Below are 23,819 nucleotides of genomic sequence, written 5' to 3' on the forward strand. Positions count from 1 at the left end.
TTCTTTACTTTATTTTAGTCTACTTTATCAGAGAGGAATCTCTTCAAGAACTCCTTAGTTCTATCGTTATCAGGGTTAGTGAAGATTTTCTCTGGGCTTGCATCTTCTAGGATTATGCCCTTGTTCATAAATAAAACCCTAGTTGATACATCCCTTGCAAAGTCCATCTCGTGGGTTACAACTATCATAGTCATACCGCTTTTAGCAAGTTTGGTCATTACATCGAGAACTTCGCCGACTGTTTCTGGGTCGAGGGCGCTTGTTGGCTCATCAAAAAGTAATACATCCGGATTCATACAAAGGGCACGAGCTATGGCTACTCTTTGTTGTTGACCACCAGAAATTTGGCTAGGCTTAGCATTGACATAGTTTTGCATATTTACGCTTTCAAGATATTTTCTAGAAATTTCTTCAGCTTCCTTGTGGTTTCTACCAAGGACTTTCATCTGACCAAGCATACAATTCTCTAGAACTGTTTTATTGGCGAAGAGGTTGAAATTTTGGAAAACCATGCCAACTCTTGACCTATATTTTCTTTGGTCGAACTTATGATCTAGAATATTTTCTCCCCTGTAGAGGATTTCTCCACTAGTTGGATTTTCCAAAAGATTTAAACAACGGAGGAGGGTAGACTTACCAGATCCAGAAGAACCTATAATAGAAACAACTTCTCCTTCGTCGACTTCCATATTAATATCCTTGAGGACTAGATTGTCCCCGAACTTCTTTTCTAAATTATTTACTCTAATTATCTCAGACATTTTTTGCTCCTGTTGATGATTCCATGATAAAGTCAGTATCGTTAAATCTTTTTTCTAGAACAAGAAGGATTCTTGTAATAGTAAAGGTTAGGACAAAGTAGATTACTGCTGTTATCAAATAAGTTGGGAAATATTGGTAGGTTGATCCTGCAACTGATTTAGACATGAAGAATAATTCTGTAACAGAGATTACATTAAGTACGGAAGTATCCTTTATGTTAATAACAAATTCGTTGCCTAGGGATGGGAGGATGGTAAGGATGGTTTGTGGGAGGATAACATGTATCATAGTTTGGAAATGTGTCATTCCTATAGCCTTACAAGCCTCGAATTGACCCTTATTAATTGAATTAATACCACCACGAACGACTTCTGATAAGTAAGCGCCAGTGTTGATTGATACAATTAGGACAGCTGCAAATATAGTTGATAAGTCTATATCAAAATATTGTTTGAGTCCATAGAAGATGATTACAGACTGTACCATCATTGGGGTACCCCTAAAGATTTCTACATAAGCTGCCAAAATTGCATTTATAATTTTGTGGAAATAGTAGGAGATTACATTATCAGTCTTTTTTACTTCAAGTCTTCTTATTACTGCTACGATTAAACCTATCAAGAAACCTAAAATAGTTGAAACAACAGCTATAAACATAGTGTTAACAACACCCTTTAGGAAAAGTCCTGAATAGGTAGACCAAATTGACTTAACTTCTGATATAAAACCTGTGCTTTCTTTCTCGTTTGCGGTAAGCTTGGTCATCTTAGCCATGATTTCTTCTTGCTCCTTTGGAATATCCATTGAAGAAAGAATCTTGTTGACTTGGGCTGTTAGTGGAGAATTTTTAGCAATACCAACTCCAACAGTTGTATCCTCATCCTTAGTTTCAAAGCCCTTGCCATCTTCAAACTTTATATAAGTTAGCTTTGGATTGGAAGCTATAGCTGATTGGGCACCAGCTTCTTCGGAAATATATCCATCAATAGTACCAGCATTAGCAGCTGCAATCATAGTAGGGAAGGAATCCATAGGCTCTTGCTTATTAACACCCTTCATTTGATCAATCATTGCTACGTGGAAAGTACCAAGCTGAGCGGTAATCTTTGCTCCAGCAAAATCATTAATTGATTTAGCATTTACATACTTTGAGTCCTTTTGGGTAACTACAACCATAGAAGCATGGTAGTAAGGAACAGAGAAGTCAATTTGCTTTAACCTCTCTTCAGTTGGACTCATACCTGCAATAATAGCATCGATCTTGCCACTAGTTAGGGCAGGGATCAGACCATCCCATTCGATTTTATAAATCTCAAGTTTTTTGCCGAGTCCATCAGCAATTTTCTTAGCAAATTGCACGTCATATCCATTAGCAAACTCGCCAGGAGAATTGGCCACAGGACATCCCCCGTTCTTATCGTCTACTTCAGAAAAATTGTATGGTGCATAGTTTACCTCCATACCAACTCTGAAAGTGTCTTCTTGGCTAGCATTTGCCCTACAAAAAGGGGTGAAAAGTAGGACGATCGCTAGCATCATTCTTAAAATCTTTTTCATAATAAATCCTTTCTAAATAAATTTGATTGTAAAATAAAAGTCCTTACTGCTCCATCTGGAAGCAATAAGGACGAAAATTCGCGTTACCACCTTAATTTTAGTAAACCTCACGGCCTACTACTCAATAAGTACAATCATACTCTCTCGCTATAACGGGCAAGCCCCGTTGTCAGATCAAAATATCCCCGACAAAACTCAAAGTCTTTATTCACTCAAGCATAAAATCTCCATTCGCACCAACTAGGATTCTCTTTATTTTATAATCTTGGGTTACTCGTCTTATCAATGTTGTTGATTATATATTACATCAAATAAAAATAATGTCAAATTTATTTTTAGGGTACAGTGATAGAGAGGTTAATATGGACATAAAAGACAGACAATTAGAAATAATAAGAATATTACAAGATAAGACCTACCCGATATCAGGAACAAGCCTTGCCCTAGACTTTGGCGTAACAAGACAAGTAATAGTAAAAGACATCTCCATTCTAAAGGCCCTAGGCTATGATATAATATCGACCAACAAGGGCTACAAGCTTGAAGATGGAGCCTGTCTAACTTTCATAGTTAAGTGCAAGCATGATGATTTCATGATTGGAGAAGAGCTAAATACCATAGTCGACAATGGAGGAGAAATCCTCGATGTATTTATCAATCACAAGACCTATGGCTTGATTAAAAAAAATTTGGATATTAAATCTAGAAACGGGGTGGACTCCTTCATAAAATCCATAGATAAGGCAACTCCCCTAAAAAATTTAACAGACAGTATCCACTACCACACCATAAGAGTAAGAGATGAATTTGCTAAAACCAACATAAGAGAAAAGCTAAGAGAAAAAGGCATCTTGGTCGATTAGGAAAACTAACTAAAATTTGGCAAAAAATACTAGGATCTATAAAAAATCCTAACAGATGAGAAAAACTTTCATAAACAAGAGTAAGTAAATTTAAAGAAAATAAAAATTCCAAGAGCTATTAAAATATAAAAAAACTCAAAGACGGAAAATGAGTCCAAGCAAACACAAGTAATTAACTCTTAGGAAAAAATTCCAAGCTCGTGAACAAAATTAAAAGATGTAAAAAAACTGCTTTAATACGAGTAGGTAAATTTAAAGAAAATGAAAATTCCAAGAGCTGTTAAAAATATAAAAAACTCAAAGACGGCAAATAAGCCCAAGCAAACACAAGTAATTAACTCTTAGGAAAAATTCTAAGGGTCAGCAAAAATCCTTAAAAATTACAAGAAAATATACTTAAAATTTAGTAGAAAAAGTCAGTAGAGAAACCCTCTTATTTTAAATTTAGTATTTTCAAATAAGGATTAGGCATTGGATGAAAAATATTCCCCACTGTATATACAACGAATAATTTTTGTGCTAAAATATTAAATGAATATATTTTGGAGGAAATTAATGGAATTTTTAAGAAAAAAGGGGATAAATTTATCCTGGAGAACTTATTTTATTGATGCCCTAGGGGCTATGGCCTTTGGTTTGTTTGCATCTCTTTTGGTTGGAACTATACTTAACAGCCTTGGTCAAAGCCTACATATTGCCTATCTTACCGATAGACTTTGGCCATTAGCAAAGTCTGCTAGTGGGGCAGCCATAGCTGTTGCTATAGCTGTAAGCTTAAAGGCACCAAATCTAGTTTTGTTTGCATCTACCATAGTTGGTCTTGGAGCCTACGAGCTAGGGGGTCCTGTTGGAGTATTTTTGGCTACAATTTTTGGGGTTGAGTTTGGCAAGCTCGTATCAAAATCAACCAAGCTTGATATTATCATTACTCCAAGCATAACCATCATCGTAGGAATCTTGGTAGGGGATTTGATTGGACCTTATGTGGCAAGCTTTATGAAGGCTATAGGCTTATTTATTATGAAGGCTACCGAGCTTAGACCATTTTTCATGGGAATTGTAGTAGCTGTTACTATCGGTATGGCCCTAACCCTTCCTATTTCATCAGCAGTAATTTGTATGATGTTAAGTCTTGAAGGCCTTGCAGGTGGTGCTGCGACAGTAGGTTGTTGTGCACAAATGATTGGCTTTGCTGTAATTTCTTATAAGGACAATGGTCTAGAGGGTCTTCTTGCCCAAGGTCTTGGAACGAGTATGTTTCAGGTACCAAATATAATCAAGAATCCATGGATATGGCTTCCACCTACCCTTGCTAGCGCAATCCTTGCTCCTATAGGAACTTTAGTTTTCAAGATGAAAAACACACCCCTAGGTTCAGGCATGGGAACAAGTGGTTTGGTAGGTCAAATCGGAACTATAAATGCTATGGGTCTAGGAGCTATATACAAGGTCCTTCTCCTTCACATAATCTTACCAGCTATCTTGTCTTTTATAATCTATAAGATAATGAAAAATAGAGGACTTATTAAGGATGGAGATATGAAAATTGACTTTTAGAAGAAAGTTCGTATTGTTAAGTTAATATTTATTAGTGAAATAGAAAGCCTAAGGCCCGTCAATTTATTAAGAAGGGCTTTGGGATTTTATTTTATTAAAGGGAAAAATTTAGGGGCTTGCTTTATTTTTCAATATCGTGTATATTGTAATAAGAATAGAACTTACAATGAAATCCAGTAGGACCTTGTTTGAAATAACTTGGTGCGAATTACACTTCATTTTGTTTAAGACCCGCCTAGAGTCTATCCTAGGCACTGAGTATAAAGAAAGCTGGTACCGCACTTGTTGCGCTTTTATGCTCTTTTTTTGTACCTATTTTTACGAAAAGAAAGGAAGAGAAATGAAATTTACTTACGAAAAAGAATACGATAATATATTTGATGAATTAGTTGATCGTGGCTACTATGAACAAGCTACCAACGAAGAAGAACTTAAAGACTTATTAAAAAACGAATCAGTTAAGTTTTACTGTGGATTTGATGCCACAGCCGATTCCCTAACTGTAGGCCACCTCATCCAAATCATGGTAATGATGCGTATGCAAAACTACGGCCACAGGCCTGTTGCCCTTCTCGGTGGAGGAACAACTCTTATAGGAGACCCTTCAGGAAGAAGTGATATGCGTCAAGTTATGACTGTCGAAAGGATTAACCACAATGCCGATTGCTTCTACAAGCAATTCCAAAGATTTTTGGACTTCTCTGATGGCAAGGCTACTATGCTTAACAACAAGGATTGGCTCCTTAACCTAAACTTTGTAGAATTTCTAAGAGATGTGGGAAGCGAGTTTTTAGTTAACGAAATGATAAAAAAAGATGCCTACAAGAATAGGATGGCAGCAGGTGGACTAACCTTCTTTGAATTTTCCTACATGCTCCTCCAATCCTATGACTTCTTGAAAATGTATAGGGAAGATGGGGTAAGTCTTGAAATGGGTGGGTCTGACCAATGGTCAAACATCATCGGTGGAGTTGACCTTATAAAAAAACACGAAAATGGCAAGGCCTACGGTATGACCTTCTCCCTCCTTACAACAGCTGACGGAGTAAAAATGGGTAAATCTCAAAAGGGAGCTGTATGGCTTGATGAAAATAAGACTTCCCCTTACGAGATGTTCCAATACATGAGAAATGTTGACGACAGGGATGTCGAGAAATTCCTCCTCCAACTAACCTTCCTTCCAACAGGAGAATGTAAGAGACTAGGAAATCAAACAGAGGCAAGTGAAATCAACAAGGCAAAAGAAATCCTCGCCTACGAGGTAGTAAAACTTGTCCATGGTAAGGAGAAGGCAGATGAAGCCCTAGCAGCAGCAAGAGCTCTTTTCTCAGGTAAGGGAGATGAATCTGCTATGCCTACCAGTCAAATAGGAAAAGCTGACCTTCCAAAGGGTCTACTTGCTCTAATGACAGAAACTGGCCTTACCAAATCAAATGGAGAGGCAAGAAGAGCCATCCAACAAGGTGGAGTATCAATCAACGATACAAAAATAACCGACCCTTCCTTTGAAGTTACAGAAGAAATCTTTGAAGAAGGAAGAATAATAATCAAAAAAGGCAAGAAAAACTTCCACAAGGTGGAACTAGCCTAGATATTTTACAAGTAGCCTTAGGGCTACTTTTTTTTTGCCATTATATTAGATAAATATCAAATATAAGTCCATTGATATTAGATGAAATTTGTCCTATAATTAAATTAATCAAATATATATCTAATTTATCAAATTATATTAGATATGTATCGAATAAAGGAGGTCTTATGGATCAAGTTTTTAATGATTTTAATATTATAGAAAAGCCCCTTCTTGTAAATGAGGCAGGGCTTATCATCTACTACTATACAAATTGGCTAGCTGCCTCAAACAAGGGTCAATATAGCTTTGATGTAGCCTATCCTGGCTTTTCTTTCTCAAAAGATTGGCTACTAATTTCCATAGAAGAGCTTTTTGCTTCTGAAAAAGCCTATGTTGATTTTGTAAAGAAAGTTAAAAGTGAGGCCTTTCCTTATTTGGAAGAGTTTTTTACGGAAAAGAATACTGATATTCTTAATCTTTTTTACATATTTATGGAAAATGACGAAAATTATCTGCCTTTTTTTGCGGGAATTTTCCAAAATCTAAATATTTTTGATTTAAAAGAATTAACTTATGAGCGTTTCAAAGAAGTTTTTGACTTTTGTTTCCTAAAATTTATGGGAGTTGAGCTTAGTGATGAAAATCACAAGGACCTTGCAAGTCTTATAGCTAGCAAAAAGAAGGCCTTCAAGGAAAATTTCCTTAGCTTGATGGCGAAACTTCCTTACAGGGATGAGTTGTCTATGAACCTAGTGAGGTCTTACTCAAATACCAGGTCTATCTACGATAGACTCCTTCCCCTTCTTGAAAAGCTTTGTGAAATTTTGAAGGAGAAGATTCCTCTCCTAAGTAAAGACCTAACAAATCATTTTGACCATATCAGGGAGGATGATTATAAGTTTATCAAGGATATTATTGACCAAGTTGGGATAAATTCTTTTTTACTTGCTAATGCTAAGAGACTTAATGTCTACTCTCTGTGTATGGCAGCCAATATGGAAATGATTCAATTTATGTCAGAAGATCTAGACTTTGCCTTTATAAACTTAGGTGTTTTTGCTGATAAGGAGAAGAAAAGCCTAGGGAAGTTAAAACTCCTAAACCAGTACCTAAAGATTTTGGGAGATGCTACTAGGATTGATATTCTAGATTTACTAATGGAAAGATCCTACTATTCCAAGGAATTATCGGACAAACTTTTCATAACTCCTGCCACTCTTTCCTACCACCTAAGCCAACTTCACGTTTGTGGCTTTGTAGGAGCTTACATTGATGGTAGAAAGACTTATTACTATTTGAGAAAGGCTGGTTTTAAAAAAATCATAGAAGAACTTAGCGAATTTGCTAGTAACATAAGGGAGGAAAATCATGACCAAAGAGAATGAGAAATTAAGGGAAAACCTAGCCCAAAACTTAAATTCAGAAGAAAGCATAAGAGCCTTTCTTAGGGGGAATAAGTTGTCTAATTTCAAGCTTTTGCTTATAGCCTACGCTCCTTTTAAGGATAATCTAAAGATAAAATTTTCCTTGTTGATTTATCCCTTTGTAAATGGTTTGATACCGGTCTTACAGGCCTTTATCATGTACTTTTTGGTAGAACTTATAAATAATAAGACCGACCTTAGGACTATGATTCTTATAATTACATCCTATAGCCTTATAATTTTTGCTTTTTCTTTGATTTCTAAGCAAATAGAACGTAGAACTTATCCGACCTATATGGATACAAGGTTAAATTTATTTGTGAAAGCATCAGAATCTATTATGAAAATGGACTATGGCCTTGGGGAAAATTCCCTCTTTATGGGAGAGTTTACCAGAGGTTTTGAGCCATTTTCCTGCAACAATACAGGTCTTGAGGGAATCTATCACGATATGTACCCCCTTCTTTCAAGTATCCTTTCCTTTATCGTGATTTCGATAGTTTTGGCAAGGCTTAATCCCCTAATCTGTATCTTTGCTCTAATTTCTATTCTGATCCAACTTGTAGTTAGAAATTATACTGATAGATACAGACACGAGCATACAGGAGAGCTTAACATGGTAAGAAGAAAGACGTCTTCTTATTATAGCGAAGCTAGTGACTTTCGTTTTGCCAAAGATATTAGAATTTTCTCCTTCAAGGAAAGATTTATAGAAGGCTTTAGGCCCCTAGTAGCTGATGTAGTAAGAATTTCAAGAGTGTTTATCAAGCCTGAGATATTCTTATCTCCTATCCTTGCCATAAGTCTTTTAGGGATAGAGGCGATTTGTTTTTATTTCTTGACAGGAAAAATAAAAAGTTACGAGATAAGCCTAAAAGAGCTTACCCTAATGATAACTTCTGTGGCAATCTTAAGCAAAGTATCCCTTGCCCTTGTGACAAACCTTGCCCAAACTAGGGCCAATCTTTTGTATGTAGGAGATGGCTTTGATATGATAAGAAATGACCTAGAATCTACTTGGGGAGATAAGAAAATCACAGGACCTATGACAATAGAATTTAGAAATGTATCTTTTTCCTACCCTCTTTCCAGCACAAAGGTCTTGGAAAATCTCTCCTTTACCATCAAAGAAAGGGAAAAAGTAGCCATAGTTGGGGTAAATGGAGCTGGCAAATCGACCATAGTTTCTCTAATCCTAGGTCTATATAAGCCGACAGAAGGGGAGATTTTAATAAATGGCATGGATGCTAAGTACATCGACTTAAATGAAAGATACAAGGCCTTTGCCACAGTCCTTCAAAATGTAGAGCCTCTTGCTGTATCCCTAGCAGAGAATGTTGCAGGAACTGATAAAAATATCGACAGAAAAAAAGTAATAGATTCCCTAGAAAAGGCGGGCCTTTCCTATAAGCTTGACCAACTTCCAAAGGGGATTGATACTCAGATGACTAGAAATATTTACGAGGATGGAACTCTTTTTTCTGGTGGTGAAAACCAAAAACTCGCCATAGCCCGTGCTATATACAGAGAAAACTCCAAGGCTATGATAATGGATGAGCCAACAGCTGCCCTCGATGCCTTAGCTGAGGAGAAAATCTACAGGGACTTAGAAAAAATAAGCCAAGGAAAGACTTTAATCTTTATTTCCCACAGGCTAGCTTCAACCAGATTTTGTGATAGGATAATGCTCCTTGATGGTGGAAGGATAAGAGAGAAAGGATCTCACGAAGAGCTTCTAGCGAAAAATGGACTCTATAAAGAAATGTACGAATCCCAAAGGAAATATTATAAGGAGGAAGATAATGAAAAATAAATTTAAAGCCTTGTGGCTTTTTGCCAAAATTATCTGCAAAAACGATCCCTTCTACCTAGGAGTGATCCTCCTAAATGCCCTAATCGATTCAGCCTTCACCATGGTAGATGTATTTGTGCCAATGATTTTTATTAACCAAATCACAAATCCAAGGCCTATCCCAGACTTCCTTAAACTTATCCTTGCCCTAGTCCTGGGAAAAATCCTCCTAGACCTTATAAAGAGGGTATCTAGCAGGGAAGAATTTGTAAGACGTCAGGGGATAAATGACTACCTAACCTTTGAGCTTGCCAAAAAAGCCATGGACTTATCCTACGAAAATATAGAAAATCCCCACACCCTCGACCTAAAGGAAAAAGCCAATGCTGCCATCCGTATGGGCTCTATCCACAACCTCCTATGGTGTTTGCGTGAAATAATCACAAGCCTATCAACCATGCTTGCTACAGCTTTAATAATAATAAATTTCTCCCCTTATCTAGTAGCTTTTTCTATAGGAATTTCTTTACTAATAATTGTAACGAGCATCAAAGAATCTGCCTTTACAAGAAAGTTTGACTTAGAAATTGTAGATGTAAATAGGAGATTTTCTTACTATTTCTCCTTGATGGGTGGACCTCACTATCAAAAAGAAATAAGAGTCTATGAGCTAGGAGATTTGATAAAGGCAAAGGTCAAAGATTACCTCGATAAGATGCTCAATCAATTTAACAAGAGATATGCCTATGAGGCAAACATGAGTGCTATAAAAATTTTCTTAGAAACTATTCTAAGATTTATTTCCTACACCTATGTAGCAATGAGGACCCTCTCAGCGTCCTATGGCCCACAAATTACTTTTGGTGAGTTTTCTCTAATAATTTCTGCCAACGAAAACTTTATGAAGGCCTTTCAAGCTATGTTTACTGAAACAGGCGACTTTATCCTAAGCCTTGCCAACCTTCTTCCTCTTTATGATTTCATGAATCTTGAAAGCGATGATAAAAGAGAACTTAAAAAAGCAGGGGACTTTGAAAGCCTCGAATTTAGAAATGTTTCTTTCTCCTATCCTGGAAGTGACAGACTAATTCTCGATGATATTTCCTTTAATATAAAAAGGGGAGAGAAGATTTCCATAGTTGGAGTAAATAACGCAGGAAAGAGCACAATCGTAAAGTTAATAGCGAGATTTTTTGATATAAAAGAAGGAGAAATCCTCTACAATGGAGAGAATATCAAAGAAATCGACAAGAAATCTCTCTATGATAAAATTTCTGCCGTCCTCCAAGATTTTTCCATCATGCCTTTTACAATCAAGGAAAATATCCTAGCTAACAAGGCTTACGACAAGGAAAAAATCGATAAGATTTTAAAGGAAATAAGCCTTGATGAGAAGGTAGCTGACCTTGCCTATGGACTTGATACCTACATGAACAAGGATATCTACGAAAATGCAACTGACCTGTCCCTCGGCCAAAAGCAAAAACTTGCTATAGCCAGATGCCTTTACCAAAATCCAGACCTAATCATTTTAGATGAGCCGACAGCAAGCCTCGACCCCCTAGCAGAGGCGAAAATCTACGAGCAATTTAATCAAATGACCTCTGGGAAAACTGCAATCTTCATCTCTCATAGGATGAGCTCAACAAGATTTACCGACAAGGTTCTAGTCCTAGATGAAGGTAAAATCAAGGCCTTTGACTCCCACGAAAATCTGATGAAAACCGACAACATATACTCCAGACTCTACAAGTCCCAAGCCAAATACTACAAGTAAAATGTCCTCAAATTTTTTAGCTTTGAGGGCTTTTTTACTTTAATTTCAAAATTTATAATTATACCTAATATCAACTAGGAAAATATTTGTTGCTAAAAATCCCCTTGGTAGTTTTTCTAAAATCAAGCTAAATTTTCCAGTTTTTTGCATTATTTCAGCCATTTCTTAGTATGTGTTCTTGACTAATTTTTTTCTTTAATTTTTTTATAAGTGCCTATTTATAAGTCTCTACATATAAAATTTTATGAGTTTTGTATATTAATGCACAGACTTAATTTTGCATATATTATCAAATTGTTACAAAATTACATCTATAATTTAATGAAATATAAATCTCTTATCTACAAAAAACGTTTTACATTTTAGAGTTTATAGGGGTCTCGCTTTTCATCTCTTCATACGCATACTAACGAATAAAATTTATCTTGATATTAGTGACCATTTGTGCTATAATCTATTGCGTTGAATAATTATTAATATGATAGGAGATGTTAAAATGATTAAAATCAATGTACCTTACGATCATACAACTATGGAGGTCGCATTAGAAGATAAAAACTTTGCAGGAAAACTAGAGGGAAAACAAACCCACTATGTTTCTGAAAAGTCTCAAGAAGAGTTAGTTGAAGAATCTTTAGATAATCCAATCGGACAAAAGAGGCTAGAAGAACTTGTAGTAGGTAAAAAGGATATAGTAATTATCAGTTCAGACCATACTCGTCCAGTTCCTTCAAAAGTTATTACACCTATTTTGCTAAGAAGAATACGCAGCGCTAACCCAGATGCCCGTATTCGTATTCTTGTAGCAACAGGATTCCACCGCCCATCAACTAGGGAAGAGTTAATAAACAAATACGGTCAAGAAATCGTAGATAACGAAGAAATTGTAATGCACGTATCAACAGATGATAGTTCAATGAAAGAAATTGGAACTCTTCCAAGTGGTGGAGCTTGCATTATCAACAAGATTGCTGCAGAATGTGATTTGTTGATTGCTGAAGGATTTATTGAAGCTCACTTCTTCGCAGGATTTTCTGGCGGAAGAAAATCAGTTTTACCAGGAATTGCTTCTTATAAGACAATCATGGCTAACCACAGTGGTGAATTTATAGATGATAAACATTCAAGGACAGGAAACCTAAAGCATAATTTAATCCACGAAGATATGGTTTATGCAGCAAGAACAGCAAATCTTGCCTTTATCATTAACGTTGTGTTGAATGGTAAACACGAAATCATAGGTTCCTTTGCAGGTGATATGGAAGAGGCTCACAAGGTTGGTTGTGACTTTGTAAGAGAACTTGCAAGCGTTAAGAAGATTGACTGCGATATAGCTATCACTACAAATGGTGGAGCTCCTCTTGATCAAAATATTTACCAAGCTGTAAAGGGTATGACAGCCGCTGAAGCAACTGTTAAAGAAGGCGGAGTAATCATAAGCTGTTGTGCTTGTGGTGATGGTCACGGTGGTGAAGGTTTCTATCACAATATTGCTGATGTAAAAGAAGCTAGAGAATTTGAAGAAATGGCTATTAACACTCCAAGGCTCGAAACTGTGCCAGACCAATGGACATCTCAAATCTTTGCCCGTATCCTTTCTCACTATCATGTAATAATGGTATCTGACCAAGTAGATGAAAAACTTGTTACAGACTTACACATGCAACTTGCAAGAACTATGGACGATGCTTTGAAATTAGCTTTTGATATAAAGGGTAAAGATGCTAAAGTAGTTGTTATTCCAGATGGTTTAGGCGTAGTTGTAGAAAATTAATTAAGGAGCGAAGATGATTTCAAAACTAATAGCAGAGTTCTTAGGAACTGCCCTTATGATTATTTTCGGTGTTGGTGTTCACTGCGACGAGGTGCTTAACAAGGCCAAATACCAAGGCTCAGGCCACTTGTTCGCCATAACAACATGGGGATTTGGTATTACTATAGTTCTAGTAGTGTTTGGGGATGTATGTATAAATCCCGCCATGGCATTTTGCCAAGCAATCCTTGGCCTTATCCCTTGGAGCTACTTTGTCCCATATGTTATAGTTGAATGTTTGGGAGGATGTGTAGGAGCTTTGATTTGCTATGTCCTATACAAAGATCAATTTGATTCATCCCTAGACGTTGACCCAGTAAAGGTAAGAAATATATTTTCAACAAACCCTATATACAGAAACCTTCCTAGAAACTTCTTTGTAGAGTTTTTTGCAACCTTTATCTTCTTATCATCAATACTAGGTCTTGTTAAAAATCAACCAAATATTGTGCCAATAGGTGTCGGCTTGTTAGTATGGGCAATTGGTATGGCCTTGGGTGGCCCTACAGGATTTGCTATGAACCCTGCCAGAGACCTAGGTCCAAGACTTGCCTATAGCCTATTACCAATCAAAAACAAAACAGATAATGACTGGCAATATGGTTTGACAATTCCTGGAATTGCTCCATATGTAGGAGCTATTGCAGCTGCCTTATTTGCTAAGTTCTATCTTGGTTTTTAGGAAAATAATTTATTAATATGTGAATTTTTAAGCGGAATCTAGTCTTAACAAAAGATGAAAATTCCGCTTAAATTTTTTTAGTCAATATATTTTTAATGAAGTTATTATTAAGAATGGCTTAATTTCATAAGGTCTTTCTTGCTTTTAAAAATTTATTCTGAAAACTTGATTTTTATTTCATTAGAATGTATTATTATGACAACAAGTTGTGACGTGGAAAAGTAGAATAACTTATCTTTCAGAGAGGTATTGTTTGGTGAAAAATACTAGATAAGTTATATCGAACAATCACCACTGAGCTACAAGGCCCAACAGAGTAAGCCTTGCCGGGAACTCCCGTTACAGAGTTATTCATTATGAATTGAGTGCATCAATAGATGAAAAGGAGTGGTACCGCGGGGATTATTCTATCTCTCGTCTCTTTGCTAAGGGCAAGGAGGCGGGAGTTTTTTTGTTACAAAAATTATATTATAGAAAAGAGGACTTATGAAATACGAATTTATAAAAAGGGAAAATTTAAAAGAAAAACCACGTGGAGAACTAGGCTTTGGAAAATATTTTACAGATTATATGTTTTCTATGGACTATACCGACGAAGTAGGTTGGCATGATATGAAGATTCTTCCTTATGGGGATGTTAATTTGAATCCAGCTACAATGGTTCTACACTATGCTCAGGAAACATTTGAGGGCCTAAAAGCCTATAGGGGGGCTGATGGCAAGGTATATTTATTCAGACCAGAAATGAATGCTAGAAGATTTATCAATTCTAACAAGAGGATGTGCATGCCAATTGTCCCTGAAGACTTATTTATAGGAGCTATCGAGGAGCTTGTAAAAGTTGAAGAAGCTTGGATTCCAGAAAAAGAAGGAGAAAGTTTATATATCAGACCATTTATGTTTGCTAACGAAACATCAGTTGGTGTTCATGTGGCAAAAACCTACAAATTTTTAATTATAGCATCTCCTGTAGGAGCCTATTATCCACAAGGAATCGATCCTGTAAAAATATATGTAGAGGATGAATATGTTAGAGCAAGTCCTGGAGGAACAGGCTTTGTAAAATGCGGTGGAAATTATGCTGCAAGTCTTATAGGTCAAGCTAAGGCAGAAGAACTAGGCTATACTCAAGTCCTATGGCTAGATGGTGTTCATAGAAGATATGTAGAAGAAGTTGGCTCAATGAATGCTATGTTTGTAATAGATGGAAAAGTCATTACAGCTCCTATCGAAGGAACAGTTCTTCCTGGAGTAACTCGTGATTCCATCCTAAAGCTCCTAGAAGAATATGGCTATGAGGTCGTAGAAAAGCATCTTTCTATTGATGAACTTATTGAGGCAGCAAGGAGTAAAAAACTAACAGAAGCCTTTGGAACGGGAACTGCTGCAGTAATATCTCCAATAGGTGAGCTTTATTATAAGGGTGAGAAAGTCCAAGTCAATGATTTTAAGACAGGCAATCTTACCCACAGACTCTACAAGGACCTAACAGATATCCAATGGGCAAAGGTAGAAGATAAGTATGCTTGGAGAAGAGAAGTAAAATAAAAAAAATACTGGAGAAAAAAAGTAGTTGAGAAATTTACTCAGCTACTTTTTTAAAATATGAATTTTATAGAAAATCCTTAGGATAATGCAAGACTTATCTCTTGCCAGTCATTTTGGAGGAGATATGTCTATAAATTAAATCTTTTTAATTATTTGTATCACTAGCCTCATCATTGTTGTTAAAGGCTTTCATGATAGAATCGAAAATGGATCTAAAAAACTCCATTATCTTATCCCAAAGACCACTATCCTTGGCTTCTTGGGCAACCTTATTGATACTATCCTTGTTATCTTCGTAGAATTTGCCGGCCTTTTGTGTTATATCACCAGCAAGCTTAGTAAGATTTTCCTTAACCTCGGCACTGTCTATTGCAGAAGTGTTTTGGTAGTTTTCAAAGTAGTTGACAAGAATTTGAATGTTATTATTGGATAAGATATCTCCCATATTTACATTGTTAAGGGCATCTTTAATATAGACAGCAATTTGGTCTGATGAGGCATTCTCGCCAGTTTTTTTCTTGTTTTCGGCAAGTTTTTGTTTTACATCTATTACTACCTTATCGAGTTTTTTGCTATCGAACTTATCCTTACCTTCATTTTCTTTGGCGACAGAAGATACAGTTTCAAGTTCTTCTTGGGCGGTTTGAGTTCTCTTGCTATCAAGCTTTACTCCACGCAACTCTTCTGATTTGTAGACTCCGACTAGGGCTGATTCACCTGTTACAGGCTTTGGGCTTGCAACGAGGATATCTGCACCAGTAATTCCTGCTGTGATGGCAGCATTAGTGTATTGACCTTCAGTAATCTCTGTTATATTTTCAGGAGTTTTAATCTTTACTGAAATACCCTTAGACTTTCCGTGTCTTTTTACATAGACAGATGAAATCATATTTGAATCAGCTGTTGAATAGCCGAGATATTTTTCAAGGTCTGAGCCATCAACACGAGAAACATTTACATCATCTGCTACATCCATAGCCTTATCGACTAAATTTATCTGATCATCATTTAGGGCTACACCATATATTACATCATCCTTATTCTTATCAAAGTCACTAGCCATAGCGACCTGAGGAAGAAAGATTGCAAGTGTTAATAGCCCTGCCAAAATTTTCTTAACCATATTATCTCCTATAGACTCTCAATTTTTTCTATAATTGGACTTAACTCTTTCATATCAATATCTTCGCAAAGACCTGAGTCGATTTTTTCTGCTATTTGTGGGTCGATTGGAAGCTTGGCTATGCAAGTTATGTCGTATTTTTCAGCTACTTCGCTAAGATTGCTCTTGCCGAAGATTTGATGGACACTTCCGCAATCAGGACATTTGAAATATGACATATTCTCAACAAGACCTATGATGTTTTTGCCCATCATCTTGGCCATCTTGATTGATTTTTCTACAACCATCTCTACCAAGCCTTGAGGGGTAGCTACAGCTACTACACCATCTATTGGTAAAGATTGGAAAACTGTAAGTGGCACGTCAGCAGTTCCTGGAGGCATATCTACTATCATATAGTCGATTTCTCCCCAGTCTACATCTGTGTAAAATTGTTTTAGGACATTGGTAACTATTGATGATCTCCAAATAACTGGATCAGTTTTTTCACGTAGAATCATATTTACAGAAATAAGCTTTATACCATCACGACTTATGGCTGGATACATTAGCCCTTCCTTTGTTCCCCTAACAGCTTCATCAATACCAAAGGCCTCTGCCATAGATGGGCCGGTAATATCAGCATCAAAGACTGCTACCTTGTAGCCTTTTTTGTTAAGGTTATTTGCAAGAAGGGCTGAAACAGAAGACTTTCCAACGCCTCCCTTACCACTCATTACAGCTATTACCTTCTTGATTGAAGAACCTTCGTGGACTTTGATTTTGAATTTATCTAAATTAATATTTTTCTTTTGCATGTTCTCTCCTTTTCTAAGCACCTGGACTTTCGCAGATGTAGGAATATTATACTTTCAATTTATCATATGTTAAGCCGATAAGCTTAGAGAAGAAAGATTCATTCATAAAGTGGAGGGTACTTGCACTTATTTTCATAGGGGGGACCTAATTGTTCGTGGGAATTACTTATATTAAGAAAAATTCTATTGAAACGTAAATTTTCTCCCCTCCTATGAGTCCAAGGATAGTAAGAATAATAGTAAGTTAAGCCCGGATCATCCTTATAGCTTGCTATAATCTTATAGCCACCATTCTTATAATCTCTAAAGACTTCTTCACTTTCTATATTTTCTTCACCAATTCCTTGAGCAGATCTGTAATCTTCATAGCACCTTAGGGCAAGTCCTCTTTCTACTGGATAAATAAAAAACAAGCCAAGACCTAGAAGGATTAATATAGCCAAGAAAACTTTTTTGCCTTTCATAAGTCCTCCTTTACTAATATTATAGGAGAAATTCAAATTATTGCTAGAAATTCACAGACTTTGAATAAAGATTTGGCCAAAGAAAAACCCCGAAATCTCTTATAAAGATTCCGAGGCTTAGGAGTCAAATTCTCTTATCTATATTTGATTTATTACAATTTATATTCCTTATCCCTCTTCCAAACAGGATCTTCTATTCCTTGGGCAAGTTGGCTTTGATAGTCGCTTAAAACCGTTTTTACATCTTTAAAGAGCAAGAATAAACTTATTACATTTATAAATACTACAATTCCAACGAAGACGTCTATAAAGCCCCAAACAAGTTTTAGATCCATTTGAGTGGCAATAAGAAACATGATGAAGGCTATTATCCTATAAATCCAAAGAGGAACTTTGTATTTATCTTTAAAGATAAATACAATATTGCTTTCACCATAAAAGAGGTCGGCTATTAGAGTTGTAAAGCCAAACATAAACATGGCAAAAAACACTAGCCATCTACCTGAAACTCCCATAATACTTTCGAAGGCATCTTGGACAAGGGTAATACCTGCTCCATTAGCCGGATCTCCTACAACTCCTGTCAAAAGTAGGGCGAAAGCAGAAAGGGAACAAATTATAATTGTTGTAACAAAAGTTCCGAACATTCCAAGGAAGCCTTGTTCTGCAGGATGCTTTACATCTGCTGAGGCATGCATAATACCTGCGATTCCATTACCTGCATCATTCGAAAATAAACCACGAGCGACCCCTTGTCTAAAAGCTTCCATTACTGTATGGCCTAGCATACCAGCAAAGGCTGCTTGAGGAAGGAAGGCACTCCTAAAAATCATAGCAATAACAGAAGGAAATTTACTTATGTTTGTAAAAACAATAATTAAAACTACAACTATATAGCTAAGAGCCATCAAAGGAACAACCTTTGAAGAAAAATCAGTAAGTCTTTTTATACCGCCTATAGTTATGATAAAAGCAGCAATTGTAACTATTATGCCTGGGATTATTGGATTAAGATCCAAAACACCTGTGAAGGCTTGGCTTATCGAATTTGATTGCATGAAGGCAATACAAAGACCAACGCCTAGTATGTAGAAAAATGCTGTAAATATTCCAAAACTACGAGACTTCAAACCAAATTGCACATAATATGCAGGTCCGCCCCTATAAGAGCCATCCTTTAATTTGACCCTATATAATTGACCTAAAACAGTTTCTGCAAAAGTAATTACCATACCCAAGATAGCAGTAACCCACATCCAAAAAATTGCACCAGGTCCACCAAAACAAATAGCAGTTGCTACACCAACAAGAGAGCCTGTTCCAACTTGTCCACCAACTGCTGTAGCAAGAGCAGCAAAGCCGCTTACTCCATCATCGTTTTTAAGGTTTTTCTTTATAACCTTTTTTATCAAATGCGCATGTCTAAATTGTGGAAAGCCAAGTCTTATGGAATAGTAAAGGCCTACTGCCAATAGCACATATCCAATTACATTGGACCACATAAAATCTGCGACTTTTAAAATTATATCCATATTTCCCCCTTCTAAAATTGAAATACCAATATAGTATAATAAATAACAAAGAAAAATTCAAGTTTTTTATAAAGGGTCTAATTAGTAAGGCTTCCTTTGCTATATAAAAATAAGACTTATAATTTGGTGATTTATCCCTCTTGTTGAAGTATGATGAAACTGATATATTCATTTGAATTATGAAAGGATTATTATGACTGAGAAAAAACCTTACTATATAACAACTCCGATATATTACCCAAATTCTAACTTACATATCGGAAATACCTATACATCAGTAATAGCTGATGTGCTAAAAAGATATAAAAATCTCCTTGGCTATGATACTTTCCTAACTACAGGAACTGACGAGCATGGCCAAAAGATTATGAAAAGTGCCCAAGATGCTGGAGTTAATCCTCAAGCTTTCGTTGATAAAATTGCTTCTGAGACAATTGAGCTTTGGAAAAAACTTGAGATTGACTATGATCGTTTCATCAGGTCAACTGAGAAGCAACACGAAGAAGACGTTAAAAATATTTTTACTAAACTTTATGAACAAGGTGATATCTACAAGGGTGAGTACAAGGGATATTATTGTACTCCTTGCGAGACTTTTTGGACTGAAGCTCAACTTGAAGATGGCAAGTGTCCTGATTGTGGAAGGGATGTAGACTACCAAGAAGAAGAAACATATTTCTTTAGACTTTCCAAATACACAGACAGGCTAAAAGAGCTTTTCAAAGACCACCCAGAGTTTCTTGAACCAGCCTTTAGGCAAAAAGAAATGCTTAACAACTTCATTGACAAGGGCCTATCCGACCTTTCTGTAACTAGAAATTCCTTTGACTGGGGAGTAGATGTTCCTTTTGATAATGAACATGTTGTTTACGTTTGGATTGATGCCCTATCTTGCTATCTTTCTGCTATAGGCTTTGGGGATGATAAGGAAAAATTTGAGAAATATTGGCCAGCCGGAGTCCACCTAATTGGTAAGGATATAGTAAGATTTCATACTATAATATGGCCAGCCCTCTTGATGGCCCTAGACCTCCCTCTACCAGAGAAAGTTTTCGCCCATGGTTGGATCCTATTTGATAATGACAAGATGAGTAAGTCCAAGGGTAATATCATGTATCCAGAACCACTGGTAGACCTTTATGGGGTTGATGCTCTTAAATTCTTCATGCTTCGTGAATTTAACTTCGGCTCTGACGGCAACTTCTCAGCCAAGAAATTCATGGAAAGATATAATTCTGACCTTGTAAATGACCTAGGAAATCTTGTTTCAAGAACTACTTCAATGATTGATAAATACAATGGTGGAGTTGTTAGAAAGGGAACAGTTTCAGATAGCTTTGATGATGAGTTAATAGCTCTTTCTAGCGAGACTTACAGCAAGTTTAACAAGCTTATGAATGAGTTTAACTTTAACGCAGCCATCGAAGCCATATGGGTACTTATTCGTCGTGCCAACAAGTATGTAGATGAAACAGAACCATGGATTTTAGGCCGAGATGAGGCCAATAAAGAAAGGCTTGACAGAGTCTTATACAACCTTGCTGAAACTATTAGAATTGTAGCCCAATTAATCGAGCCAGTTATGAAAAATACTACAAGAGAAATCCTAGAAAAAATCGGAACAGACAACAAGGGTTTTGAGTCAGCTGGAAAGTTTGGACTTCTTGAAGAAAATGCCAGAGTATCTAAGGGCAAGAACCTCTTCGATAGACTTGATATTGACAAGGAACTTGTAAGACTTCATGATGCCAATGGTGCACTTATCGAACAAAGACTAAAGAAAAATGCAAAAGAAGAAAAAGAAGAATTTATAGATTTCGAAGATTTCACTAAGGTAAACTTGGTTGTAGGAAAAATCATAGAAGCCCAAAACCACCCAGATGCTGACAAGCTTTTGGTATTTAAGGTTGACATTGGAGAAGCTGAGCCAAGGACAATTATATCTGGCATCAAAAAATGGTATAAGGCAGAAGACTTGATAGGCAGAAACGTAATAGTTGTTAAAAATCTCGCCCCAAGAAAGATGCGTGGTATTGAATCTCAAGGCATGCTTTTGGCGGCAGATTTCGATAATGACCTAACTCTCCTATCAACCCTCACAGACATCAAGCCAGGAAGTAAGGTAAGTTAATGGCTTTAATAGACACCCACGCCCATCTAACAGATAAGGCTTTCGATTGTGACAGGTTCTTTATTATTAAGGACCTGTCCAATTTTAATATTAAAGCTCTAATAAATCCTGGCTGTAACATTCACGATTCAAAGATGGCGGTAGACCTTGCCCAAAAGTTTGACAACTTCTATGCCCAAGTCGGCATCCACCCAGAAGAAATTGAAACTATGGGAGAAGATGACCTAGAAATTATAGAAAAGCTAGCCCAAAATCCAAAAGTCGTAGCTATTGGAGAGATTGGCCTTGATTATTACTGGCGTGATGATAATAAAGATAAGCAAAAAGAAATCTTTATAAAGCAACTAGAAATCGCAAGAAAGCTAAAGCTTCCAGTTGTAGTCCACACTAGAAATGTTGGTGAAGATGCCTTAGAGATTTTAAAGGCTTATAGGGATTTAAAAATTCAAATCCACTGCTTTTCAGAAAGCTTGGATCTTTTAGATAAGTATATGGAGCTTGGCTGTTATATTTCAATAGGTGGGGTTGTGACCTTTTCTAATGGAGAAAATGAGAAGCTTGCTGCAAGCTATGTCGATATTAATAGGCTTATGCTTGAAACAGACAGCCCATATCTAACACCAGAGCCTTATAGGGGTCTTAGAAATGATCCTAGAAAGATAATAGAAGTTGCTCGTGAGATTGCTAGCCTTAGAGGAATGAAGCTTAAAAAATTAGAAAAAAAGACAAGTAAGAATGCAGAGGAATTTTTTGCCTTATGATTAAAGAAACAATAGTAGTAGAAGGAAAAGATGATATAGCCAATGTCAAAAGGGCGGTAGAGTGTGAGATGATTGCAACAAACGGCCTTGCCTTTGGCATAGACCTAATAGAAAGGCTAAAAGTCATAAACGACAGGTGTGGGATAATTATTCTAACTGATCCTGACTATGCAGGAAAAAAGATTAGGGCAAGGATTGCGGGGCACATACCCACTGCCAAGCACGCCTATATAGACAGAAAAAAAGCCATCAAGAAAAACGACCTTGGAGTAGAAAATGCGGAGCCTGAAGTTATAAGAGAGGCTCTAAAAAATGCCAAGGCTGAAATAAGCGAGAAGAGAGAGGTCTTTACTATGGCCGATCTCATAAACAATGGACTTTCCTTTGGTAAGGACTCTAGGGATAATAGGGAAAAGCTTGGAGATATGTTAGGAATAGGCTATTACAATGCCAAACAACTCCTATCTAAGCTCAATTCCTTTGCCATAAGTCGAGAAGAATTTGAAAAGGCGGTAGAAAAATTATGAAAAAATTATATTCACCAAAAGTTGTAAAAGATATAATAGATTTTTATAACTTTAGATTTTCCAAATCGCTCGGCCAAAATTTTCTTGTAGATAAAAATTTCGTAGAAAAAATCGTAGATAGAGCAGATGTTAAAGATACAAATGTCCTAGAAATCGGACCAGGGATCGGAACAATAACCTATGAGATGGCAAAATCAGCAAAGAAAGTCGTAGCCATAGAAATCGACAGTGCCCTTCTTCCAATCATAGAAGAAAATATGGAAGAATTCGATAATTTCAAGCTTATCCACGAGGATATCTTAAAGGCTAATTTAGAAAAAATAGTTGAGGAAGAATTTTCTGGAGAAGCCTTCAAAGTTGTAAGCAATCTCCCCTACTATATCACAACCCCTATAATAGAAAAACTTGTTACAAGCAAATTGCCTTGCACAGATATGACTATTATGGTTCAAAAAGAAGTTGCTGATAGGATGCTTGCTACAGAAAAGGATAAGGAATACTCATCGCTTTCTGTATTTATAAAATATTTCACTGAGGCAGAAAAAATCACAAACGTGCCTAAGTCCGTCTTTATGCCCCAGCCTAAAATCGACTCAACCGTACTTAAACTAAAGCTTAGAAAGTATAGGGACGATGTAGATGAGTCTAAGCTTTTTGCCATAGTTCACGCAGGCTTTAACAAGAGGAGAAAGACTATCCTAAATTCCCTAGCTGATGCAGTAGATAAAGAGAAATTGAGATTAGCCTTTGATAAACTGGGTATAAATGAAAAGCTAAGGGCAGAGAATTTGTCCCTAGATGATTTTATTGATTTGACAAAAACAATTGAGACTCTATAATTATTGGGTATATATAGAAAACGGAGGATAATATGGCAGATATTAAAATTTATACATCAAACACTTGTGTTTTCTGCAAGGCAGCAAAACAATATTTCAATGAAAAAGGAATCGAATTTACTGAAATGAATGTCGACAAAGACAAGGAAGCAGTAGATTATCTTGTTAGCAAGGGCTATCGTGGAGTACCTGTTATTAATATCGACGGAGAAGACATAGTAGGCTTCGACAAGGAAGCAATAGAAGCAAAACTTAATAAGTAATTATAGGAGCAAGGCTGGAGACGGCTTTGTTTTT

General features: G+C 36.5%; 20 protein-coding genes and 2 other annotated features. Of the genes, 14 read left to right on the forward strand and 6 right to left on the reverse strand.

All coding sequences use genetic code 11. The features are described 5' to 3' along the window. Positions 1-14 precede the first annotated feature (14 nt). Together HMPREF0077_RS04320 and HMPREF0077_RS04325 are read right to left on the reverse strand one after the other, a co-directional pair. Positions 15-761, reverse strand: coding sequence for an amino acid ABC transporter ATP-binding protein (locus HMPREF0077_RS04320; protein WP_004836745.1), 747 nt, complete (start codon positions 759-761; stop codon positions 15-17). Then, the gene (locus tag HMPREF0077_RS04325; RefSeq protein ID WP_004836746.1) at positions 754-2,319 is read right to left on the reverse strand and encodes an ABC transporter substrate-binding protein/permease; all 1,566 of its coding nucleotides are present in this window, start codon (positions 2,317-2,319) and stop codon (positions 754-756) included. The genes HMPREF0077_RS04320 and HMPREF0077_RS04325 overlap by 8 nt, the downstream gene beginning before the upstream one ends. 63 nt (positions 2,320-2,382) lie before the next feature. Further along, positions 2,383-2,614 (reverse strand) — a binding site (T-box leader). 67 nt (positions 2,615-2,681) lie between these two features. Here HMPREF0077_RS04325 and HMPREF0077_RS04330 point away from each other — a divergent pair. The 9 genes from HMPREF0077_RS04330 to HMPREF0077_RS04370 all read left to right on the forward strand — a co-directional run bounded on the left by HMPREF0077_RS04330 (position 2,682) and on the right by HMPREF0077_RS04370 (position 15,348). Next, positions 2,682-3,182, forward strand: coding sequence for a transcription repressor NadR (locus HMPREF0077_RS04330; protein ID WP_040349408.1), 501 nt, complete (start codon positions 2,682-2,684; stop codon positions 3,180-3,182). A 555-nt stretch (positions 3,183-3,737) separates the two neighbouring features. Further along, entirely contained in the window at positions 3,738-4,739 is a 1,002-nt protein-coding gene (locus HMPREF0077_RS04335) for a PTS sugar transporter subunit IIC (protein WP_211204676.1), read from the forward strand. Positions 4,740-5,079: 340 nt separating this feature from the next. Then, a complete protein-coding gene (gene tyrS, locus HMPREF0077_RS04340; RefSeq protein ID WP_040349411.1) occupies positions 5,080-6,330 on the forward strand; it encodes a tyrosine--tRNA ligase in 1,251 nt (416 codons plus the stop codon). Positions 6,331-6,497: 167 nt separating this feature from the next. Next, positions 6,498-7,697: an ArsR/SmtB family transcription factor gene (locus HMPREF0077_RS04345; RefSeq protein ID WP_004836750.1), complete on the forward strand. Its 1,200-nt coding sequence runs from the start codon at positions 6,498-6,500 to the stop codon at positions 7,695-7,697. Beyond that, entirely contained in the window at positions 7,681-9,549 is a 1,869-nt protein-coding gene (locus tag HMPREF0077_RS04350) for an ABC transporter ATP-binding protein (RefSeq protein ID WP_004836751.1), read from the forward strand. Before HMPREF0077_RS04345 ends, HMPREF0077_RS04350 begins: the two co-directional genes overlap by 17 nt. Beyond that, positions 9,539-11,305, forward strand: coding sequence for an ABC transporter ATP-binding protein (locus HMPREF0077_RS04355; protein ID WP_004836752.1), 1,767 nt, complete (start codon positions 9,539-9,541; stop codon positions 11,303-11,305). The genes HMPREF0077_RS04350 and HMPREF0077_RS04355 overlap by 11 nt, the downstream gene beginning before the upstream one ends. A gap of 496 nt (positions 11,306-11,801) precedes the next feature. Continuing rightward, on the forward strand, positions 11,802-13,079 hold the full coding sequence (larA, locus tag HMPREF0077_RS04360; RefSeq protein ID WP_040349412.1) for a nickel-dependent lactate racemase: 1,278 nt from the start codon (positions 11,802-11,804) through the stop codon (positions 13,077-13,079). 13 nt (positions 13,080-13,092) lie between these two features. Then, positions 13,093-13,800 carry a D/L-lactic acid transporter LarD gene (larD, locus tag HMPREF0077_RS04365; RefSeq protein WP_004836754.1) on the forward strand — a complete coding sequence of 236 codons (708 nt, stop codon included), beginning with the start codon at positions 13,093-13,095 and terminating at the stop codon, positions 13,798-13,800. A gap of 199 nt (positions 13,801-13,999) precedes the next feature. Further along, positions 14,000-14,225, forward strand: a binding site (T-box leader). A 61-nt stretch (positions 14,226-14,286) separates the two neighbouring features. Beyond that, on the forward strand, positions 14,287-15,348 hold the full coding sequence (locus tag HMPREF0077_RS04370; protein ID WP_004836755.1) for a branched-chain amino acid aminotransferase: 1,062 nt from the start codon (positions 14,287-14,289) through the stop codon (positions 15,346-15,348). 145 nt (positions 15,349-15,493) lie between these two features. Here HMPREF0077_RS04370 and HMPREF0077_RS04375 read toward each other — a convergent pair whose 3' ends face one another. The 4 genes from HMPREF0077_RS04375 to HMPREF0077_RS04390 form a co-directional block, all read right to left on the reverse strand. Continuing rightward, a complete protein-coding gene (locus HMPREF0077_RS04375; protein WP_004836756.1) occupies positions 15,494-16,471 on the reverse strand; it encodes a DUF1002 domain-containing protein in 978 nt (325 codons plus the stop codon). A gap of 8 nt (positions 16,472-16,479) precedes the next feature. Further along, complete coding sequence (locus HMPREF0077_RS04380; RefSeq protein WP_211204677.1) at positions 16,480-17,268, reverse strand: Mrp/NBP35 family ATP-binding protein; 789 nt, start codon at positions 17,266-17,268, stop codon at positions 16,480-16,482. A 98-nt stretch (positions 17,269-17,366) separates the two neighbouring features. Then, positions 17,367-17,732 (reverse strand): DUF3139 domain-containing protein, encoded by a 366-nt coding sequence (locus tag HMPREF0077_RS04385; RefSeq protein WP_004836758.1) that lies wholly within the window; start codon positions 17,730-17,732, stop codon positions 17,367-17,369. Between the two features lie 152 nt (positions 17,733-17,884). Continuing rightward, complete coding sequence (locus HMPREF0077_RS04390) at positions 17,885-19,264, reverse strand: alanine/glycine:cation symporter family protein (RefSeq protein ID WP_004836759.1); 1,380 nt, start codon at positions 19,262-19,264, stop codon at positions 17,885-17,887. Between the two features lie 193 nt (positions 19,265-19,457). Between HMPREF0077_RS04390 and metG the strand changes: the two genes are divergently transcribed. The 5 genes from metG to HMPREF0077_RS04415 are packed head-to-tail and all read left to right on the forward strand — an operon-like array spanning position 19,458 to position 23,785. Next, on the forward strand, positions 19,458-21,395 hold the full coding sequence (gene metG, locus HMPREF0077_RS04395; protein ID WP_004836760.1) for a methionine--tRNA ligase: 1,938 nt from the start codon (positions 19,458-19,460) through the stop codon (positions 21,393-21,395). Then, complete coding sequence (locus HMPREF0077_RS04400) at positions 21,395-22,156, forward strand: TatD family hydrolase (protein ID WP_004836761.1); 762 nt, start codon at positions 21,395-21,397, stop codon at positions 22,154-22,156. Before metG ends, HMPREF0077_RS04400 begins: the two co-directional genes overlap by 1 nt. After that, a complete protein-coding gene (gene rnmV, locus HMPREF0077_RS04405) occupies positions 22,153-22,683 on the forward strand; it encodes a ribonuclease M5 (protein WP_004836762.1) in 531 nt (176 codons plus the stop codon). Before HMPREF0077_RS04400 ends, rnmV begins: the two co-directional genes overlap by 4 nt. Next, positions 22,680-23,522: a 16S rRNA (adenine(1518)-N(6)/adenine(1519)-N(6))-dimethyltransferase RsmA gene (gene rsmA / locus HMPREF0077_RS04410; protein ID WP_004836763.1), complete on the forward strand. Its 843-nt coding sequence runs from the start codon at positions 22,680-22,682 to the stop codon at positions 23,520-23,522. The genes rnmV and rsmA overlap by 4 nt, the downstream gene beginning before the upstream one ends. Positions 23,523-23,554: 32 nt before the next feature. Next, on the forward strand, positions 23,555-23,785 hold the full coding sequence (locus tag HMPREF0077_RS04415) for a glutaredoxin family protein (protein WP_004836764.1): 231 nt from the start codon (positions 23,555-23,557) through the stop codon (positions 23,783-23,785). Positions 23,786-23,819 lie beyond the last annotated feature (34 nt).

Origin of the sequence: Anaerococcus tetradius ATCC 35098 (assembly GCF_000159095.1) — a bacterium.
In the GTDB taxonomy this organism is placed as follows: domain Bacteria; phylum Bacillota; class Clostridia; order Tissierellales; family Peptoniphilaceae; genus Anaerococcus; species Anaerococcus tetradius.

Bases quoted from the DNA above. Each gene is read 5' to 3' on its own strand.
- HMPREF0077_RS04320 (WP_004836745.1), bottom strand. From the start codon at position 761: ATGTCTGAGATAATTAGAGTAAATAATTTAGAAAAGAAGTTCGGGGAC.
- HMPREF0077_RS04325 (WP_004836746.1), bottom strand. From the start codon at position 2,319: ATGAAAAAGATTTTAAGAATGATGCTAGCGATCGTCCTACTTTTCACC.
- HMPREF0077_RS04330 (WP_040349408.1), top strand. From the start codon at position 2,682: ATGGACATAAAAGACAGACAATTAGAAATAATAAGAATATTACAAGAT.
- HMPREF0077_RS04335 (WP_211204676.1), top strand. From the start codon at position 3,738: ATGGAATTTTTAAGAAAAAAGGGGATAAATTTATCCTGGAGAACTTAT.
- tyrS (WP_040349411.1), top strand. From the start codon at position 5,080: ATGAAATTTACTTACGAAAAAGAATACGATAATATATTTGATGAATTA.
- HMPREF0077_RS04345 (WP_004836750.1), top strand. From the start codon at position 6,498: ATGGATCAAGTTTTTAATGATTTTAATATTATAGAAAAGCCCCTTCTT.
- HMPREF0077_RS04350 (WP_004836751.1), top strand. From the start codon at position 7,681: ATGACCAAAGAGAATGAGAAATTAAGGGAAAACCTAGCCCAAAACTTA.
- HMPREF0077_RS04355 (WP_004836752.1), top strand. From the start codon at position 9,539: ATGAAAAATAAATTTAAAGCCTTGTGGCTTTTTGCCAAAATTATCTGC.
- larA (WP_040349412.1), top strand. From the start codon at position 11,802: ATGATTAAAATCAATGTACCTTACGATCATACAACTATGGAGGTCGCA.
- larD (WP_004836754.1), top strand. From the start codon at position 13,093: ATGATTTCAAAACTAATAGCAGAGTTCTTAGGAACTGCCCTTATGATT.
- HMPREF0077_RS04370 (WP_004836755.1), top strand. From the start codon at position 14,287: ATGAAATACGAATTTATAAAAAGGGAAAATTTAAAAGAAAAACCACGT.
- HMPREF0077_RS04375 (WP_004836756.1), bottom strand. From the start codon at position 16,471: ATGGTTAAGAAAATTTTGGCAGGGCTATTAACACTTGCAATCTTTCTT.
- HMPREF0077_RS04380 (WP_211204677.1), bottom strand. From the start codon at position 17,268: ATGCAAAAGAAAAATATTAATTTAGATAAATTCAAAATCAAAGTCCAC.
- HMPREF0077_RS04385 (WP_004836758.1), bottom strand. From the start codon at position 17,732: ATGAAAGGCAAAAAAGTTTTCTTGGCTATATTAATCCTTCTAGGTCTT.
- HMPREF0077_RS04390 (WP_004836759.1), bottom strand. From the start codon at position 19,264: ATGGATATAATTTTAAAAGTCGCAGATTTTATGTGGTCCAATGTAATT.
- metG (WP_004836760.1), top strand. From the start codon at position 19,458: ATGACTGAGAAAAAACCTTACTATATAACAACTCCGATATATTACCCA.
- HMPREF0077_RS04400 (WP_004836761.1), top strand. From the start codon at position 21,395: ATGGCTTTAATAGACACCCACGCCCATCTAACAGATAAGGCTTTCGAT.
- rnmV (WP_004836762.1), top strand. From the start codon at position 22,153: ATGATTAAAGAAACAATAGTAGTAGAAGGAAAAGATGATATAGCCAAT.
- rsmA (WP_004836763.1), top strand. From the start codon at position 22,680: ATGAAAAAATTATATTCACCAAAAGTTGTAAAAGATATAATAGATTTT.
- HMPREF0077_RS04415 (WP_004836764.1), top strand. From the start codon at position 23,555: ATGGCAGATATTAAAATTTATACATCAAACACTTGTGTTTTCTGCAAG.